Below are 15,947 nucleotides of genomic sequence, written 5' to 3'. Positions count from 1 at the left end.
CGGGCCCCGCGCCGACGAACGGCGCGGGGCCCGTGCTCAGCCGCTGAGCGCGTGGAACCGGTTCTGGGCGGCCTCCAGACCTTCGGCGAGCAGCGCCTCCGCGGCGTCGGCCGCCAGGTCCAACGCCAGGTCCAGCTCCTTGCGCTCGGTGCTGGAGAAGCGCTTGAGGACGTAGTCGGCGGGGTCCTGGCGGCCCGGCGGGCGGCCGATGCCGAACCGCACCCGCAGGTAGTCGCGCGTGCCGAGGGCCTGGCTGATCGAGCGCAGCCCGTTGTGGCCGCCCTCGCCGCCGCCCCGTTTGAGCCGGACCACGCCGAACCCGAGGTCCAGGTCGTCGTGGATCACGACGAGGTCCTCGACCGGGATCGAGAAGTACTTCACGAGGCCGGCGACCGGCCCGCCGGACAGGTTCATGTAGGTGCGGGGCTTCGCCAGCACCACCTTGCGTCCGGCGAGCCTGCCCTCCAGCACGTCGGCGTTCGTCCGGTGCCTGGAGAACCGGCCGCCCCCGGCGCGCTCCGCGAGCAGCTCGACGACGCCGAACCCGACGTTGTGCCGGGTGTCGGCGTAGCCGGGGCCGGGGTTGCCGAGCCCGACCACCAGAGCGGGGCCCGGCATCGCGGTCAGCTCTCCGAGTCGGAGGCCTCCGCGGCGGCCTCGCCCTCGCCCGCCTCGGCCTCCTCGGCGCCGAGCTCCGACGCCGTCGGCGCGGCGACGACGTTGACGACGAGCAGCTCCGGGTCGGCCTTCAGCTCGGCGCCCTCGGGCAGCTGGACGTCCGAGGCGTGGATCTGCGAGCCGACCTCGAGGCCCTCGACGGACACCTCGATCTGCTCGGGGATCCGCGACACGTCCGCCTCGATCTCGAGCTCGTTGAGCTCCTGGGTGACCAGCGTGCCCGGCGCGGCCTCCCCGGTGACCACCAGCGGGACCTCGACGGCGACCTTCTCGCCGCGGCGGATCACCAGCAGGTCGACGTGCTCGATGTACGGGCGGATCGGGTGCGTGGTGACGGTCTTGGTCAGCGCCAGCTGCGTCTTGCCGTCGATGTTCAGGCTGAGCACGGCGTTGCGGCCGTGCTCGCGGATCACCCGCGCGAACTCCAGCTGCGGGAGCGACAGGTGCTGCGGGTCGGTGCCGTGCCCGTACAGCACGGCGGGGATCTTGCCGGCACGGCGCGTGCGGCGGGCGGCTCCCTTGCCGAACTCGGTGCGGGGCTCGGCGTCGATTCGGGCCTCGGCCACGATGGTCTCCTCGATCGGAACTGCTGCGGTGTACGCGCGCGACGAGGCAGGCCGGGGGGAGCCGGAACTGCGTCGATCACGGCGGGCCAGCGTGCACCCGCCCTCGCCGCGGAACTGGCGTCCACGATACGTGACGGCCTTCGACCACCCGACCTCCGGGTCCCGCCCCCGGCGAGTCGCGCTCCGGGTGCGCGCGAGTCGCGGTCTGCGTGTCGGCGAGTCGCGCTCTCGGTGTCGGCGAGTCGCGCTGCGGGTGTCGGCGAGTCGCGGTGTGCGTGCGCGCGAGTCCGGCTCCGGGTGTCGGCGAGTCGCGCTCTGGGTGCGGCTTGGAGGATGGCGCGTGAGTCGCCAGGGCTGTTCACGTCGGCAACGCGGGGGAGCGATGGGTGGGTCGGATGGCGAGGTGCTCGTCACCGGGGGGCGCGGCACCCTCGGTCGCTTCGTCGTGCAGCACCTCGAGGCCGCGGGTGTGCCGGTCCGGCTGCTCAGCCGGCGATCGCCGCCCGCGGACGGCGAATCGGGGGCCCGGTGGGTCACGGGCGACCTGACCGACCCGGCGGCCGTGCGCGGCGCGGTCCACGGCGTCGGCGCGGTCGTGCACTGTGCGAGCAACTTCCTGAAGTACAAGCAGGATCTCGTCGCCGCGCGCGTGCTGGCCGAGGCGGCCGCTGCCGCGGGGCGGCCGCACGTCGTGTACGTCAGCATCGTCGGGGTCGATCGGATCCCGCTGGGCTACTACGCGGTGAAGCGGGACGTCGAGACCCTGCTGCTGCAGTCCGGGCTGCCGGTGACGATCCAGCGGGCGACGCAGTTCCACGAGCTGTTCCTGCGGGCAACCGGGCTGCTGCGCCGGCTGCCGGTGGTCCCCGTGCCCGCCGGCTTCCGGTTCCAGCCGATCGCGGCCGACGAGGTGGCTGCGCGGCTCGTCGCGCTCGTGTCGGCCGAGCCGCGCGGCCGGGTGGACGACATCGGCGGTCCGGAGGTCCACCGCGGTGAGGACCTGGTGAAGGCGTGCCTCGGTGCCCTCGGTGCCCGCAGGCCCGTCGTGCCCCTTCCCGTTCCCGGCCGGACGGCGGCGGCCTACCGGGCGGGGCACAACCTCGCCCCCGGGCACGCGTTCGGCAGCACCACGTTCGCCGAGTTCCTCCGCTCGACCCGAGCGGGCGGATGAGCCCGGCGCGCGAGTCGCGCTCTGCGTGTGGGCGAGTCGCGCTCTGGGCGTCGGCGAGTCGGGGTCCGGGTGCTCGCACCCGCGCCAGGACGCGCGGCGCCCAACCGGCGTCACACCCGCCCGGCCCGGCAGCCCAGGTCTACGGCCGGCCGTAACCGCCGCGGTTTCCGCAGAACGGCCACGCCCAGCCCTCATCCCGCGCGCCGTCGGTGCGACTCCGGCACTCGTCGCTCTGACCCGGGTGCGCTGGGGTCGGGCCAGGAGCCGCGGCGTCACCATCTCCGGGTCGGCGCTCTCCGTCGCCGCGATCGTGGGCGGCGTCGTCGCCATCGTGCACGTCACCACGGCGCTCGGCGCCAGGCTCACGGCAGGGCGCGCCCACGAACGCGTGGCCCACCGTCGACGGTGACCCGCTGCACGCCGGCGACCTCGCGCCGGGTGGAACGACATCCGGGGCGGCGTGCTTCGACCGCACCGACGTGGCGGTGGTGGAGGACAAGCCCTCGCTCAGCACCGAGCCCGCCGCCGAGTGGGAACTGCGGTGGGCCCCCGGAGGTCCGCACCGCTACCGCGCCCCGGACCGCCCGCTGCGGACGGCACCGAGACCCGACTCGCCCGCACTCACACCGCGACTCGCGCGCACCGAGCGCGCGACTCGCCGACGCTGAGCCCGCGACTCGCCGACGCTGAGCCCGCGACTCGCCGGGGGTGGGTCAGGCGTTGCCGTTGAACAGGCTCGTGACCGAGCCGTCGTCGAACACCTCGAGGATCGCGCGCGCCAGCAGCGGGGCGATCGACAGCACCGTCATCGACGGGAAGCGCTTCTCGTCCGGGATCGGCAGGGTGTCGGTGAAGATCACCTCACGGGCGCCGCACTCCGCCAGCCGGGCCGGGGCGGACCCGGAGAGCACGCCGTGCGTGGCGGCGACGACCACGTCCTTCGCGCCCTCCTTCAACAGCTCCTCGACGGTCTTAGCGACCGTGCCACCCGTGTCGATCATGTCGTCGATCACCACGCAGAGCCGGCCCTCGACCTCGCCGACCACGCGGTTGGCGATGGCCTCGTTCGGCTTGCGGGGGTCGCGGGTCTTGTGGATGAACGCCAGCGGCGTGCCGCCGAGCGTGTCGGCCCACCGCTCCGCGAGCCGGACGCGGCCCGAGTCGGGGGAGACGACCGAGAGCGGCTCGTCGGCGTAGGTGCGCTTGATGTGCTCGGCGAGCACGGGGAGGGCGAACAGGTGGTCGACGGGCCCGTCGAAGAAGCCCTGGATCTGGGCGGTGTGCAGGTCGACGGTCATGATCCGGTCCGCGCCCGCGACCTTGAACATGTCGGCGATGAGCCGGGCGGAGATCGGTTCGCGGCCGCGGTGCTTCTTGTCCTGCCGGGCGTAGCCGAAGAACGGCATCACGACCGTGATCCGCTTGGCCGACGCGCGTTTCAGCGCATCGACCATGATCAACTGCTCCATGATCTGGTCGTTGATCGGGGCGGAGTGCGCCTGCAGGACGAAGGCGTCGCAGCCGCGCACCGACTCCTCGAACCGGACGAAGATCTCCCCGTTGGCGAACGAGTACGCCGACTGCGGGGTGATCGTCACGTCGAGGTGCTTCGCCACCTGCTCGGCCAGCTCCGGGTGGGCCCGGCCCGAGAAGAGCATCAGGTTCTTCTTGGGCGTGGCCGAGATCGCGCTCACCGTGCTGTGCCTCCGTGGACGTCGATGGCCGGGTCGGTCGCGCGTGCGGCGGCCTCGGCGGCCGGGGTGCCGGGCCGCTTGCGGGCGACCCACCCTTCGATGGTGCGCTGTGACCCGGCCGACACGGCCAGCGCCCCCGGTGGGACGTTCTCGCGGATCACCGCGCCCGCCCCCGTGTAGGCCCCGTCGCCGATCTCGACCGGGGCGACGAACGTGTTGTCCGAACCCGTTCGCACGTGCGATCCGACGACCGTGCGGTGCTTGCGCACCCCGTCGTAGTTGACGAACACCGACGAGGCGCCGATGTTGCTGTGCTCGCCGATCGTGGCGTCGCCCACGTACGTCAGGTGCGGCACCTTCGTGCCCGCGCCGATGTCGGCGTTCTTCACCTCGACGAACGTGCCGATCTTGCCGCGCTCGCCCAGCCGCGTGCCCGGCCGCAGGTAGGCGAACGGCCCGACCGACGCCCCCGGGCCGATCACGGCCTGGCTGCCGTGGGTGCGCACGACGGTGGCGCCCGCGCCGATCTCGCAGTCGGTGAGCGTGGTGTCGGGGCCGATCTCCGCCCCGCCCGCCACCGACGTGGCCCCGTGCAGCTGGGTGCCCGGGTGCAGCACGGTGTCGGGCTCGAGCCGGACCTGGACGTCCACCCAGGTCGTGGCGGGGTCGATCACGGTGACGCCCTCGTACATCCACCGCTCGAGCAGCCGCCGGTTGAGCTCGGCGCGCATCGCGGCCAGCTGCACGCGGTCGTTCACGCCGCGGACCTGCCAGTCGTCGTCGCAGCGCACGCCGCGGACGTCGAGGTCGTCGTCGTGGGCGATCTTGACCAGATCGGTGAGGTACAGCTCGCCCTGGTTGTTGTGGCTGCGCAGGTGGTCGATCGCGCCGCTCAGGAACGCCGCGTCGAACGCGTACACGCCCGAGTTGACCTCGCGCAGCGCGCGCTGCTCCGGGGTGGCGTCGACCTCCTCGACGATCCGGGTGACGGTGCCGTCGGACTCGCGCAGCACCCGTCCGTAGCCGGTGGGGTCGTCGACCTCGCTGGTGAGCAGCGTGAGCGGGGCACCGGAGGCGGTGTGGTCGGCGACCAGGGCGGCCAGCGTCGGTGGCTGGAGCAGCGGCGTGTCGCCGTAGGTGACGACGACCGGGCCGGACAGGTCGTCGGGCAGGGCGTCCAGCGCGCAGCGCACCGCGTGGCCGGTGCCGCGGCGCTCGTGCTGGTGCGCGACGAGCACCGGGCGGGCGAGCTCGGCGGCGATCCCGTCGATCGCCGCGCGGACCTGGTCGGCCCCGGCCCCGACGACCACGACCAGGTGCTCGGGCTCGAGCGCGGCGACGGCGTGCACGGCGTGGCCGAGCAGGCTGCGGCCTGCGATCGGGTGCAGGACCTTCGGAACGGCGGACCGCATCCGCGTGCCTTCGCCCGCCGCCAGCACGATCGCCGCCGCGGGCCGGGTCGACGTGCTGCCGGAGGATCCTCGCCCCTGCGGGTCGAGCATGGAGTCCACTCCTGGTTGTGGCCTGGACCGCGCGGCGTCGGCGGACGGCGATGCCGCGGGAGCGCGGCTCGACGCGCCGGTGCCGGCGGTCGGGACCGCTCGATCGTACGGCTTCACCCGGCCGTGCGCCGCCGCCCGGGGAGGCGACGTAACCGGGACCGACGCGCTTCGTTGTGCGAGCCGAGTACTCAGCGTGTCGAGATCATCACGTACGGCACGCATCCCGGGATTCGGAAGGATTCGATGGGCAAGCACAGCAGGGCGGCACGCCTGCGCGCGCGTTCGCTGGTGGTGGCGGCCGCGCTGGTGGTTCTCGGCGGGCTGGGGACCGTCGGCACCGCGCAGGCCGACGACGGCCGCGTCGAGGGCACCCCCTGCAGCGAGCACGCCCGCGCGTGCGTCGAGCTCGGCAGCAAGCGCGCGTGGCTCATCGACGACGGCGCGGTCGTGCACGGCCCGGTGCCGATCAGCCCCGGAGGCCCCGGCCACGAGACGCCCACGGGCGACTTCCGCGTCGAGTGGAAGCACACGAACCACCGCAGTGCGGAGTACGACGGCGCCCCGATGCCGTTCGCGGTCTTCTTCGCCGAGGGCGGCATCGCGTTCCACGAGGGCGACCTCCGCCGCCCGTCGAAGGGCTGCGTGCGGCTCGGCCACGACGACGCCGTCGAGTTCTACAACGTCCTCGAGGTCGGCGACGCGGTCGAAGTACGTTAGGCCTGTTACCGCCGTGTAACGACCATTCGCCGTCGGACACCCACCGGTCGGCTCAACGGACGTGTCACGCGGAGCGACACCGACGACTCAACAGTTGTCAGGGTGAGAAGCGACGACGAGGAAGAAGGGGGCCGGGATGCCCACGCGTACCGCCCGCACGGCCTGGAACGGCGACCTGCAGAACGGGTCCGGGCAGGTCGAGCTCACCAGCAGCGGCATCGGGACCTACGACGTCAGCTTCCCCAAGCGGGCGGCCGACGAGGCCGACGGCACCACCAGCCCGGAGGAGCTCATCGCGGCGGCCCACTCGGCCTGCTACTCGATGGCCCTCTCGGCCGAGATCGGGCGCGCGGGGGGAACCCCGCAGTCGCTCGACGTGTCGGCCGACGTGACGTTGGGTCCGGACCCCGCGGGCGGGTTTCGGATCTCGCAGATCGCTCTCAAGGTGCGCGCCGAGGTCGAGGGCCTCGACGCGGACGGGTTCGCAGCCGCCGCACAGGCGGCGAAGGAGGGGTGCCCGGTCAGCAAGGCGCTGACCGGCACGACGATCACGCTGGACGCCGCCCTCGACTGACCCGGGGGAGCGGCACAGGCGGTTTCGGAGGGGTGAAGGAGTTGACGATGAGGTGCACGGGGAACGGGCGTCCGCCCGAGCCGCCGCCGCGTCCCGGCGGCCGCTGAGCCCAGCGACCACGAACGGTCCTCACGCCGTTTCCGGCGGGAGGGCCGTTCGGTGTGTGCGGCGCCTGCGGTAGTGGTGCCACGTGACCGCCAGCAGCAGCGGGGGCCACAGGACCATCGGCACGTAGAACCGCAGGACGTCCCAGCCGGGCGGGCTGCAGCCGGGCGGCAGCGGGCGGCTCGGCTCGCCGGCCACGGCCGCGCGCACGATGAACGCCGCCACCAGCACCGCGCCCGCCGTCGCCGCGGTCACGGCGACGCGAGCGGCACCCGGCGGCCCCCGATCCACGGCAGCCACGCCGGGAACACCTCGCCCCACGGCCGCACCAGGCCGATCGTCAGGGACGCGAGGCCCAGCGAGATCACCGACAGCGACGGGATGTAGGCCACCTCCCAGAGCGGCCGGCCCGGCGCCGCGCACGGGTGTCCGCCGCGCAGCAGGCCGCTCGCCCGTCCACCACCCGCCAGACCGCGGAGGGCAGCACCGTCGCGGGTACCGCCCAGGCGGTCACCGTCGCCCACGTGGGCACGAGTTCGGCTCGGAACGTCGACACGCCCCGACCCTCGCCTCCGTGCCGTCCCGGCGGATCCCCCGCGGGCGCCGGCCGCCTCCCCCGCCAGGGGGACCGGCGGGCGACGCGTGTCGTTCACCCCATCGGGTAACCCTCGGTGCGACGCTCGGGACCTGCTCGGACGTGCGTCGGAGGTGTGGCCGTGACAGGAACCGCCCAGATGGTTCTGGCCGACGGGGACGGGATCGAGAGCAAGACCGGGCTCTTCGGCCTGATCATCATCTTGCTGATCCTCTACCTGCTGTTCCGCAAATGAGGCGGGCGTGCGCCCCGGCCGGCGTGCCGCTGCTCCGCCGCCAGGATTCGAACCTGGACCATCGGAACCAAAATCCGAGGTGCTGCCGTTACACCACGGCGGACAGGCCTTCATCCTGACACGGGCCGCGAATCGGTGTGCACGACGCCGCGCTTCCGACCGGGGCGAGACCGGGCCCGCCCGCGGAACCCGCGATCGGGTGACGTCCGGCGGCGGGGTCCGGCGCCGCGCCCGTCACCCGAGCGCCAGATCAACTCGTCGCCCCACCTGCGCGCCGAGCCGCCGGGACCGGTCGCGGTGCGGCCGTCGGCGCGCCCTCGAACGCCCTCGACCGGACGACCGCGCCGGCCGCCCGTCACGGTCCGTCTCCGTCGTGGGAACTCCGGTCAACCGGTCTGACCAGGCCGAATCGGACGCGCGCCGCGCGCGGTGGCCCGGGGCCGGGGCGGGGCGACACCCGGAGCGTGGAACACTGGCCGCCGTGCACGCCGAGACTGCGCGCATCGAGGCGACAACCGGGGGGTCGACGCGGTGCTGACGGACAACGCGGCTGAGCCCGACGCGCAAGCGCGTCGACCGGGCGACGTCCCGGCCCTGTCGTGCAGGCTCTGCGGGTCGACCCGGCTGCGGAGCTTCCTCGACCTCGGCGCGACCCCGCCGTGCGAGCGGATCCTGACCGCGGAGGAGCTCGAGGCGCCGGAGGTCACCTACCCGCTGCACGTGCGCGTGTGCGAGGCGTGCCTGCTGGCGCAGCTGCCGCCGCTGATCACGCCCGAGGAGACGTTCACCGAGTACGCCTACTTCTCGTCGTTCTCGACCTCGTGGGTGGCGCACGCCCGCCGTTTCGTCGACGACGCGGTGCGCCGGCTCGGGCTGGGCCCGGGGTCGTTCGTGGTCGAGGTGGCGAGCAACGACGGCTACCTGCTGCAGCACGTCGTCGAGCGGGGGATCCGGTGCCTGGGCATCGAGCCGTCGGTGAACGTGGGCGAGGCGGCGCGGGAGAAGGGCGTGCCCACGCTGACGGCGTTCCTCACCGCGCAGACCGGTGAGCAGGTGCGCGCCGAGCACGGGCCGGCCGACCTGGTGTGCCTGAACAACGTCTACGCCCACATCCCCGACGTCATCGGGTTCACCCGCGGGCTGCGGTCGCTCGTGGCCGACGACGGCTGGGTGTCGATCGAGGTGCAGCACCTGCTGACGCTGGTGCAGCGCACCCAGTTCGACACGATCTACCACGAGCACTTCCAGTACTACACGCTGCTGACCGGGCAGCGGGCGCTGGCGAGCGGCGGTCTCGCGCTGGTCGACGTCGAACTGCTGGACACCCACGGCGGGTCGATCCGGATGTGGGCGCGGCCGGCCGAGGTGGCGGGCGAGCCGTCGCCGCGGGTGCGGGACGTGCTGGCGGCCGAGGAGGCAGCGGGGCTGCACTCCGCGGAGGGTCACGACGGGTTCGCCGAGGCCGTGTCGCGGGTGCGCGACGACCTGGTGGGCTTCCTCGTCGACGCGCGGCGGGCGGGGAAGAAGGTCGTCGGCTACGGCGCCCCGGGCAAGGGCAACACGCTGCTCAACTACTGCGGCATCCGGCCCGACCTGCTGCCCTACACCGTCGACCGCAACCCCTACAAGCACGGCAAGTTCACGCCCGGGATGCGCATCCCGGTGCTGCCGCCGGAGCGGATCGCCGCCGACCGGCCGGACTACGTGCTGGTCTTGCCGTGGAACCTGCGTGACGAGCTGGTCGAGCAGCTGTCCTACGTGCGCGAGTGGGGCGGCAGGCTCGTGTTCCCGATCCCCGAGCTCGAGGTGGTCTCGTGAAGGTCGTGCTGTTCTGCGGTGGTTACGGGATGCGGATGCGCGACGGCGTCTCCGACCTGCCGAAGCCGATGCACCCGGTGGGACCGCGGCCGCTGATCTGGCACGTGATGCGCTACTACGCGCACTTCGGCCACACCGACTTCGTGCTGTGCCTCGGCTACGGGGCGCACCACATCAAGGACTTCTTCCTCACCTACTCCGAGACGGCGTCCAACGACTTCGTGCTCCGCGGCGGCGACGTGCACCTGTTGGGCAGCGACATCTCGGACTGGACCATCACCTTCGTGCACACCGGGCTGGACTCCCCGATCGGGGAGCGGCTGCGCCGGGTGCGCAGGCACGTCGCGGGCGAGGAGATGTTCCTGGCCAACTACGCCGACGTGCTCACCGACCTGCCGCTGAACGACATGATCGAGAAGTTCCGGCGCTCGGACGCGGTGGGCGCGCTGCTCGCGGTGCCGCCGCAGTCGGCGTTCCACTGCGTGGACGTCGACGACGACGACCGGGTCTCGGGCATCACGACGCTGCAGGAGATGCCGCTGTGGGAGAACGGCGGGTACTTCGTGCTGCGGCCGGAGATCTTCGACTACCTGCCCCCGAACGGCGACCTGATCATGGACGCGTGCCGCCCGCTGGCGGAGGAAGGCCGGCTGATGGCCTACCGGCACCGCGGTTTCTGGCAGCCCGCCGACACGGTGAAGGAGCGGCACGCCCTCGAGGCGGCGTACCACGCGGGCGACCGACCCTGGATGCTGTGGGAGCACACCGCCGACAACGCCGACGACGAACTCGGTGCCTCCGGGTCCGACCCGCTGCACGCCGCCCTCTCGGCCCTGCAGGGCACCCTCGTCGAACGCTGAACGGGGCCCCGCGATGTTGAGCCTGCTGCCCGAACGCCTCGACCGGATGCTGTTGCTCGGCGCCCACTGCGACGACATCGCGATCGGCGCCGGTGGGGCGCTGCTGGAGCTGTGCCGCGCGCACCCCGGGGTCACCGTGGAGGCGCTCGTGCTCACCGGCGGCGGGTCGCTGCGCGAGGAGGAGGAACGCGCGGCCCTCGCCGCGTTCTGCCCGGGCGCGAAGCTCGACGTCACCGTCCTCGACCTGCCCGACGGGCGGGTGCCCACCCGGTGGGAGCGGGCCAAGCTCGCGCTGGAGGAGCTGCGCACGCACGGTGAACCGGACCTCGTGTTCGGCCCGTCGCCGCACGACGCCCACCAGGACCACCGCACGCTCGCCGAGCTCACGCCCACCGTCTTCCGCGACCACCTCACGCTGGGCTACGAGATCCTCAAATGGGACGGCGACCTCGCCCAGCCCACCGTGTACCTCCCGCTGGCCGAGCCGGTGCTGCGCGAGAAGATCGCGAAGCTGCACGAGCACTACGGCTCCCAGCGGGACCGGGTGTGGTTCGACGCCGAGGCGTTCGGCGGGATCGCCCGCATCCGCGGCGTGCAGTGCCACGCGCGGTACGCCGAGGCGTTCCACGTCTCGAAGCTGGTGCTCGGTGTGGCGCCGCTCCCGAGCAGCGACCCGATGGACGGGATCCGGTAACGAGCCCGGGATTCGGCTCGACGGAGTAATGACGACGATCGAAGGGAACGACAACCCGTGCGCATCCTCCTGACCGGGCACCAGGGCTACCTGGGCACCGTGATGGCCCCCATCCTGACCGCCGCAGGGCACGACGTGACCGGCCTGGACAGCGGCCTGTTCGCCGACTGCGTGCTCGGCTCGCTCGACGTGCCGGACGCGAAGGGCCTGTCCACCGACCTGCGGGACGTCACCGAGGAGCAGCTGCGGGGCTTCGACGCCGTCGTGCACATGGCTGCGCTGTCGAACGACCCGCTCGGCTCGCTCGCCCCGGAGATCACCTACGACATCAACCACCACGCCTCGACGCGGCTGGCGAAGCTGGCGAAGGAGGCGGGCGTCAAGCGGTTCATCTACGCCTCCACCTGCTCGGTCTACGGCGCGCAGTCCGGCGACGAGCTCGTGGACGAGGACGCCCCGCTGAAGCCGGTCACCCCGTACGCCATCTCCAAGGTGCGGGTGGAGGCCGACCTCGCCGAGCTCGCCGACAGCGACTTCGTGCCGGTCTCGATGCGCAACGCCACCGCGTTCGGGTTCTCGCCGCGGCTGCGCGCCGACATCGTGCTGAACAACCTCGTCGGGCACGCGATCCTTTCCGGCGTGGTCAAGGTGCTCTCCGACGGCACCCCGTGGCGCCCGCTCGCCCACGCCGAGGACATCGCCCGCGCCGTCGTGGCCGCGCTCGAGGCGCCGGCCGACGTGGTGCGAGCCCGCGCCTACAACGTGGGCACGGAGAAGAACAACCGCACCGTCGCCGAGATCGCCCAGGCGGTCGTCGACGCCGTCCCCGGCGCCGAGCTGCTGATCACCGGCGAGTCGGGCAACGACCCGCGCTCCTACCGCGTCGACTTCTCCCGCGCCCGCAAGGAGCTCGGCTTCGAGGCGCAGTGGTCGATCCCGGAGGGCGCCGCGCAGCTCGCGAAGGAGTACAAGGAGCGCGGCCTGACCCAGGACGCGTTCGACAACAAGTTCACCCGCCTCGCCGTGCTCGCCGCCCGGCAGAAGCGGGGTGAGCTGGACGAGGGCATGCGCGTCATCCGCTGACGCCGCACCGCGCACGAACGGCGGCCCCACCCCCTCCCGGGCGGGGCCGCCGTTCGCGTTCTCACCCGGCGGGCTCCGCGTGGCCGAGTCGGTCTCCGCACCGGCGAGTCGCGCTCTGGGTGCGAGCGAGTCGGGGTTTGGGTGCGCGGCGCGCGACGCTGTCACCGTTGTCCGCGGCTCCACCCCTCGGACCGCGTGACCGGCCGCTCCGGCGTGACGGCGGAGACCGGCCGCCCCTCGAACGCCGTGGAGAGCACGATGTGGGTGTTGATCTGCCCGTGCTCGCCGATGCGCTCGATCACGCCCTCGAGGTGGGCGAGCGAGGCGGCCCGCACCTTGAGCATCGTGCAGTGCTCGCCGGAGAGCTTGTGGATCTCGACGACCTCCGGGTAGGTGGCGGAGTCGGTCGTCTTGAGCAGGCACCGGCCCAGCGAGCAGCGCAGCTGGATGAACGCGAGCAGCGGCTGGCCCGCCGCGGCCGGGTCGACCGTCGCCCGGTAGCCGGAGATGACGCCGGCCGCCTCCAGCCTGCGCACCCGCTCCGCCACCGCGGGCGGTGACAGGTGCACCCGCCTGCTCAGCGCGTTGAACGACAGCCGGGCGTCGGCCTGCAGCGCGTCGAGCAGCCGCCAGTCCACGTCGTCCAGTTCGAACGGTCGTGAAGCGTCCACCCCGAAACTCCTCGCGTTCGTGAACCGCGACGCGGTTTCGACCCCCGTTCCGGCCCTTCGACCGGCCCTGTCCCCTTCCTACCGTTTTCCAGGTGATTCCACTCCGGATCGCGAGCCTGCTCGGCGGGTTCGCCCAGTCCCTCGGCGGTGCGGCCGCCGCGCTCCTGGCCCGTGACCTGGGCGGCTCGGACGCCGTGGCCGGGCTCCCGCAGGCCCTGCTCGTGGTCGGGTCGGCCGTCGCGGCTCTGGGGATGTCGGCGCTCACCAGGCGGTTCGGGCGCCCGGCCGCGCTCGCCGCCGGCATGGCGGTCGCGACGGGTGGGAGCGTCGTCGTCGTGGTCGCGGGAGACCTGCTCGGGCTGCTCGCGGGCACCGTACTGCTGGGTGCGGGGACGGCCGCGGTGATGCTCGCCCGGTACGCGGCCGCCGACGGCGCGCCGGAGGGGCAGCGCGGGCGCGCGATGGCCGGGGTGCTCGTGGCGACCACCGTCGGGGCGGTGGCCGGGCCGAACCTGCTCGTGCCGTCCGACGCCCTCGGCCGCGCGCTCGGACTGCCCGGGCTGGCCGGCGCGTACGTCGTGGCAGCGCTGTGCTTCGCCGGGTCGGCGGCCCTGCTGTTGGTCCTGCCGGCTCGCCCCGCGGACGTCGAGCCGGCCCCGTCCGCCGTCGCGCCGGGCGGCACCGCGGTGCGCGGGCTCGCCGTCCTCGCGCTGGCGAACCTGGTGATGGTCGGCGTCATGACGATGGCGCCGGTGCACCTGCACCACCTCGGCGTCGGCCTCGGCGCGATCGGGCTGGTCGTGAGCCTCCACATCGCGGGTATGTTCGCGCCCGCGCCGCTGTCGGGGCGGCTCACCGACCGGTGGGGCCCGGTCCCGGCGGCGGCGCTCGCCGGGGCGGTGCTCACCGGGTCGGCGCTGCTCGCCGCCGCAGGGGCGGGCGCGCCGATCGTCCTCAGCGGTGCGCTCGTGCTGCTCGGCGTCGGGTGGAACCTCGGGCTCGTGGCCGGCAGCACGCTGCTCACCGCGGGCGTGCCTGCCGCGCAACGCCCCGGACGGGAGGGGTGGGGCGAGGTGGCGATGGGTGTCGCGGCCGGAGGCGGGGGTGCGGCGTCGGGCGCGGTCGTGAGCGGCGGTGGCTACGGGCTGCTCGCCTCGGCGGGCGCGGCGGTGGCCGCGCTCGTGGTGGGGGTCGCGTGGCGGGCGGGCGTCAGCGGGCGTAGCGCAGGGCGGCGCGCTCCCGCGCCTTCGCCGCCTCGACCTCGCGGTTCTTCGGCGGCGCCGTCGTCACCAGCTCGTCGAGGAGCCGCTGGGTCGCCTCGGTGACGGCGTCGACCGCCCGCGCGAACGCCGCCTCGTTGGCCTGCGACGGCTTCGACGATCCGCTGACCTTCCGCACGTACTGCAGCGCCGCTGCCCGCACTTCCTCCGGGGTGGCCGGCGGGTCGAAGTTGTGAAGCGTCCGGATGTTGCGGCACATGCGCTGCCCCTTCGTACGAACGGCACTCCGTCCGAACCTAACGGAGCGGCGCGCCACGAGACGCCTGCGTGGAGCGCGACTCGCGTGCACCCACGGCGCGACTCGCCGACGCCGAGGGCGCGACTCGCCCGCGCTCATGGCGCGACTCGCCGACGCCGAGCCCGCGACTCGCGCGCACCCAGCTCGCGACTCGCCGGCGCTCAGAGCGCGACTCGCCGGGGGGAGGGGCACCTAGATGGGGGTGACCCGAAGGACTTCGTCGTTCGTGCCGTTGGACGTCGAGACGTACAGCGCCCCGTCCGGCCCCAGCCGCACGGCGCGCAGCCGGCCGAACGTCCCGTCCAGCGGGGCGGGGATGCTCACGTCCGCGACGGCGCCGTCCGGCCCGAGCGTCATGATCAGCAGCTTCTCGCCCCGCAGCGCCCCGACGGCCAGCGCGCCGTCCAGGTCGCCCCAGTGCGCGCCGGACAGGAAATCGGCGCCGCTGATCGCCTCCACCGGGTCGCCGGAGCTCCACACCGCGGGCACGGCGTCGGGGAAGCGCTCGAGGTCGGTCATCGGCACGTCCTCGTCGTAGCCGCCGACGGTGCCGCCCCGCGACGGGTCCCAGCCGTAGTTGGCGCCCGGGCGCAGCAGGTTCACCTCGTCGTCCTCGGTCGGGCCGTGCTCGGTGGTGTAGACGTCGCCGCTGCCCGGCCGCACGGCGACGCCCTGCACGTTGCGGTGCCCGTAGGTCCAGATCAGCCGCTGCGCCGGGTTCTGCGCGTCGGCGAAGGGGTTGCCGGGGGCGGGTTCGCCGGTCTCGAGGTCCACGCGCAGCACCTTGCCGCCGAGCGAGTTCAGGTCCTGCGAGACGGCCCCGCGTGCGGTGTCGCCGGTGCCGACGAGGAGCGCCCCGTCCGGGGCGATCGTCGGGCGGCAGCCGGAGTGGCGGCCGGACTGGTTGATCGGCAGCCCGCCGACGAGCGGGTCGGCGACCCGGGTGGCGGACGTGCCGTCCTCCGACAGCTGCCAGGTCACGAGCCGGACGTCGGTGGGGCTGCCGTCCTGCATGTGGGTCTGGCAGGTGGTGAAGCGGCGCGACTCGGCGAAGTCGGGGTGCACGACCATGCCCATCAGGCCGCCCTCACCGCGGACGTACACGTCGCTGAGGTCCGCTTCGACGGGGCGGGCGGTGGCGCCGGGTCCGATGCCGGAGAGCAGCACGATCCGGCCGCGGCGCTCGGTGACGAGGGCGCGCCCGTCGGGGAGGAAGCCGATGTCCCAGACGTGCTCCAGTCCGCCCGCGACGAGCTCGACCTGCAGCTCCGGTACGCCGGTGCGGGCCGCGGGCGTGGTGACGGGCGCGGTCGTCGTGGGCGGCGCGGAGGGGACGGCCGCCGTCGGTTCGGGTGCCCCGCACCCGGTGAGCCCGACCGCCGCCACGACGCCGACCACCATCGATCGCCACAACCCCCGCATACGGGCCATCCTGCCGCCGCGAGGGTGAACATGCCGTAGGCGGG

Annotated in this window: 18 protein-coding genes and 1 tRNA gene; 9 read left to right on the top strand and 10 right to left on the bottom strand. The window is 73.6% G+C overall.

Features of this window, described 5'->3' with window-relative positions; genetic code table 11:
* Positions 1-36 precede the first annotated feature (36 nt).
* Together pth and VKZ81_RS23130 are read right to left on the bottom strand one after the other, a co-directional pair.
* The gene (pth, locus tag VKZ81_RS23135) at positions 37-618 is read right to left on the bottom strand and encodes an aminoacyl-tRNA hydrolase (protein WP_324243746.1); all 582 of its coding nucleotides are present in this window, start codon (positions 616-618) and stop codon (positions 37-39) included.
* Positions 619-623: 5 nt separating this feature from the next.
* Positions 624-1,244 carry a 50S ribosomal protein L25/general stress protein Ctc gene (locus VKZ81_RS23130; RefSeq protein ID WP_324243745.1) on the bottom strand — a complete coding sequence of 207 codons (621 nt, stop codon included), beginning with the start codon at positions 1,242-1,244 and terminating at the stop codon, positions 624-626.
* Between the two features lie 382 nt (positions 1,245-1,626).
* Here VKZ81_RS23130 and VKZ81_RS23125 point away from each other — a divergent pair, with 382 nt between their 5' ends.
* The gene (locus VKZ81_RS23125) at positions 1,627-2,415 is read left to right on the top strand and encodes an SDR family oxidoreductase (RefSeq protein WP_324243744.1); all 789 of its coding nucleotides are present in this window, start codon (positions 1,627-1,629) and stop codon (positions 2,413-2,415) included.
* Between the two features lie 241 nt (positions 2,416-2,656).
* Complete coding sequence (locus VKZ81_RS23120) at positions 2,657-2,824, top strand: hypothetical protein (RefSeq protein ID WP_324243743.1); 168 nt, start codon at positions 2,657-2,659, stop codon at positions 2,822-2,824.
* A 304-nt stretch (positions 2,825-3,128) separates the two neighbouring features.
* Here the strand turns inward: VKZ81_RS23120 and VKZ81_RS23115 are convergent, their stop codons facing one another.
* Positions 3,129-4,109 (bottom strand): ribose-phosphate diphosphokinase, encoded by a 981-nt coding sequence (locus VKZ81_RS23115; RefSeq protein ID WP_324243742.1) that lies wholly within the window; start codon positions 4,107-4,109, stop codon positions 3,129-3,131.
* Positions 4,106-5,611, bottom strand: coding sequence for a bifunctional UDP-N-acetylglucosamine diphosphorylase/glucosamine-1-phosphate N-acetyltransferase GlmU (glmU, locus tag VKZ81_RS23110; protein ID WP_324243741.1), 1,506 nt, complete (start codon positions 5,609-5,611; stop codon positions 4,106-4,108). Before glmU ends, VKZ81_RS23115 begins: the two co-directional genes overlap by 4 nt.
* Before the next feature lie 243 nt (positions 5,612-5,854).
* Here glmU and VKZ81_RS23105 point away from each other — a divergent pair, with 243 nt between their 5' ends.
* Both VKZ81_RS23105 and VKZ81_RS23100 read left to right on the top strand, forming a co-directional pair.
* Positions 5,855-6,328 carry a L,D-transpeptidase gene (locus VKZ81_RS23105; protein ID WP_324243740.1) on the top strand — a complete coding sequence of 158 codons (474 nt, stop codon included), beginning with the start codon at positions 5,855-5,857 and terminating at the stop codon, positions 6,326-6,328.
* 136 nt (positions 6,329-6,464) lie between these two features.
* Positions 6,465-6,902: an OsmC family peroxiredoxin gene (locus VKZ81_RS23100; protein WP_324243739.1), complete on the top strand. Its 438-nt coding sequence runs from the start codon at positions 6,465-6,467 to the stop codon at positions 6,900-6,902.
* 129 nt (positions 6,903-7,031) lie between these two features.
* Here VKZ81_RS23100 and VKZ81_RS23095 read toward each other — a convergent pair whose 3' ends face one another.
* From VKZ81_RS23095 to VKZ81_RS23085, 3 genes are all read right to left on the bottom strand, one after another.
* Positions 7,032-7,262 (bottom strand): hypothetical protein, encoded by a 231-nt coding sequence (locus tag VKZ81_RS23095; protein ID WP_324243738.1) that lies wholly within the window; start codon positions 7,260-7,262, stop codon positions 7,032-7,034.
* Positions 7,259-7,531 (bottom strand): hypothetical protein, encoded by a 273-nt coding sequence (locus VKZ81_RS23090; protein ID WP_324243737.1) that lies wholly within the window; start codon positions 7,529-7,531, stop codon positions 7,259-7,261. Before VKZ81_RS23090 ends, VKZ81_RS23095 begins: the two co-directional genes overlap by 4 nt.
* A 338-nt stretch (positions 7,532-7,869) precedes the next feature.
* Positions 7,870-7,940 (bottom strand) — tRNA-Gln (locus VKZ81_RS23085).
* Positions 7,941-8,431: 491 nt separating this feature from the next.
* On the opposite strand from VKZ81_RS23085, the gene VKZ81_RS23080 reads away from it, so the two are divergent.
* From VKZ81_RS23080 to VKZ81_RS23065, 4 genes are read left to right on the top strand one after another with little or no spacing between them, the layout of a single operon-like run.
* Positions 8,432-9,655 (top strand): class I SAM-dependent methyltransferase, encoded by a 1,224-nt coding sequence (locus VKZ81_RS23080; protein ID WP_324243801.1) that lies wholly within the window; start codon positions 8,432-8,434, stop codon positions 9,653-9,655.
* Entirely contained in the window at positions 9,652-10,515 is an 864-nt protein-coding gene (locus tag VKZ81_RS23075) for a sugar phosphate nucleotidyltransferase (protein ID WP_324243736.1), read from the top strand. The genes VKZ81_RS23080 and VKZ81_RS23075 overlap by 4 nt, the downstream gene beginning before the upstream one ends.
* A gap of 13 nt (positions 10,516-10,528) precedes the next feature.
* Positions 10,529-11,209, top strand: a complete 681-nt coding sequence (locus VKZ81_RS23070; RefSeq protein ID WP_324243735.1) for a PIG-L deacetylase family protein — start codon at positions 10,529-10,531, stop codon at positions 11,207-11,209.
* 57 nt (positions 11,210-11,266) lie between these two features.
* Complete coding sequence (locus VKZ81_RS23065) at positions 11,267-12,292, top strand: NAD-dependent epimerase/dehydratase family protein (RefSeq protein ID WP_324243734.1); 1,026 nt, start codon at positions 11,267-11,269, stop codon at positions 12,290-12,292.
* A 161-nt stretch (positions 12,293-12,453) separates the two neighbouring features.
* Here VKZ81_RS23065 and VKZ81_RS23060 read toward each other — a convergent pair whose 3' ends face one another.
* Positions 12,454-12,963, bottom strand: a complete 510-nt coding sequence (locus VKZ81_RS23060) for an Lrp/AsnC family transcriptional regulator (RefSeq protein ID WP_324243733.1) — start codon at positions 12,961-12,963, stop codon at positions 12,454-12,456.
* Positions 12,964-13,055: 92 nt separating this feature from the next.
* Between VKZ81_RS23060 and VKZ81_RS23055 the strand changes: the two genes are divergently transcribed.
* On the top strand, positions 13,056-14,288 hold the full coding sequence (locus VKZ81_RS23055; protein WP_324243732.1) for an MFS transporter: 1,233 nt from the start codon (positions 13,056-13,058) through the stop codon (positions 14,286-14,288).
* Here the strand turns inward: VKZ81_RS23055 and VKZ81_RS23050 are convergent.
* Positions 14,173-14,442 (bottom strand): DUF2277 domain-containing protein, encoded by a 270-nt coding sequence (locus tag VKZ81_RS23050; RefSeq protein WP_324243731.1) that lies wholly within the window; start codon positions 14,440-14,442, stop codon positions 14,173-14,175. The genes VKZ81_RS23055 and VKZ81_RS23050 overlap by 116 nt on opposite strands.
* A gap of 231 nt (positions 14,443-14,673) precedes the next feature.
* Positions 14,674-15,903 (bottom strand): PQQ-dependent sugar dehydrogenase, encoded by a 1,230-nt coding sequence (locus tag VKZ81_RS23045; protein ID WP_324243730.1) that lies wholly within the window; start codon positions 15,901-15,903, stop codon positions 14,674-14,676.
* Positions 15,904-15,947 lie beyond the last annotated feature (44 nt).

Origin of the sequence: Pseudonocardia sp. (assembly GCF_035305885.1) — a bacterium.
Lineage (GTDB): Bacteria > Actinomycetota > Actinomycetes > Mycobacteriales > Pseudonocardiaceae > Pseudonocardia.
This window is presented reverse-complemented; position numbering and strand designations above follow the sequence as displayed.